Here is a 1,559-nt window from a genome sequence, read left to right on the forward strand (position 1 = left end):
TCAGGCTGTTGAGAAACCCCTGTTTGTTTACGAAAGCATAACGAATCATTTGGGAAAAAAAGTATTTCAGGGAGGGGAAATGAGGGTTTGAATGAGGTCTGTACCTCATCCTGCTTTCTTGGAGAGGTGGAGGGCTATCTTTTTCATGTTCTGTGCAGTTGCGGTTAGGAGCACTTGCATCTGCACCTTGTCTCTCCCCCGAAACCGGCAATAGCGAAGTCCGTGGAGCACTTTGGCGTCCGCGAAACTTCGCTCGATGGTCTGGCTTCGTAGGTTGTAAAGCACCTTACCGCTATCACTTTGTCGATTCAGCTTTACCCGTTCTTTACTATCTTCCCATATATGTCGCTGAACGGTTCGCTGATTCGATTTGTTCGTGGTGCACGATGTCAAAAATGGACATTCCGAGCATACTTTCGGATCCGACTTGTAGTCCCGGTAGCCATCTCGATTCGTGGTTCGGTACGTCAATTCCTGATGATTCGGGCAGATGTACACGTTTTTCTCGGCATGGAATACAAATTGTCCCTTTGGAAAAACGCCATGCTCCCTGGAACCTCGCTCCGGGATGACGGCCATGATGTTCAACTGAGAAGTTTTGTGGCAAATATAAGGCGTCATATATCCAGAGTCAACAGCAACTGCTTCCAGTGTAGAATGAAACCCAAACTTGTTGATTTGATGCTGCAAGCGATCTATGTATACGACGGAATCATGGACGTTACCAGCGGTCACATGACAGTCGGTAATGATGCCTAATTTCACATCGACGGTGCGATGATCGAGGTAGTGGAATCCTTCGGGTTTTCCATCCCGTTTCAAATACCCGCTTTCCGGATCGGTCAAACTAACTTTTATTGTTTTTTTGTCCACCTCCTTTTTGGGAAGCGGAGGTTTTTTTCCGAGTTGTTCCCGATCCTCGTTCACCGCCCGCTCGAGCTCTTGGATATATTCCTCAGGGGTGCATTCGACTTCCCGTTTTTCATATTTACTATTGTTGGCGTTGGCTTTGATGTGTGTGGAGTCGGTCACGAGCACGCGGCCTCCGACCATATGATGGTCGATGGCTTGCTGGACGATCTGGTCGAAGATATCTTGGAAAATGGTCGTATCCTTGAATCGATGCTTCCGATTCCAGCTAAACACGGAGTGATCCGGCGCTTTGCCTGATAGCCCAAGTCGAAGAAACCAACGGAACGAAAGGGTATCATTGACCACTCGCTCTAGCTCCCTTTCCGAACGAATGTTATAGAGATATCCGATGAGAAGCATCTTAAAAAACACAATAGGGTCAAGAGAAGGACGGCCATTCGACTCACTATAATAAGGGCGAACCTTTTCAAGAATAAAGCTAAAATCGATATGCTTTTCGATATGGCGAAGTAAGTGATTGGGTGCGACCATATGTTCAATACACACCAATTCAAAATCGAGTTGAGGATTAGGCTCGTTCGTGTAAAGCATAGACACACCGCGCTTTCCATGGAATACTCACAAGAATATTATACCATATTAACGCGGTGAATTGGTGGATTCATAAGACTTTCTCAACAGCCTGA

The 1,559-nt window shown here is 46.4% G+C and carries 1 protein-coding gene; it reads right to left on the reverse strand.

Annotated elements, in window-relative coordinates:
• Positions 1–105 precede the first annotated feature (105 nt).
• Positions 106–1,464, reverse strand: a complete 1,359-nt coding sequence (locus AC6RNO_RS36510) for an IS1182 family transposase (protein WP_497108428.1) — start codon at positions 1,462–1,464, stop codon at positions 106–108.
• Positions 1,465–1,559: the final 95 nt, after the last annotated feature.

Source organism: Paenibacillus sp. sgz302190 (assembly GCF_059820445.1).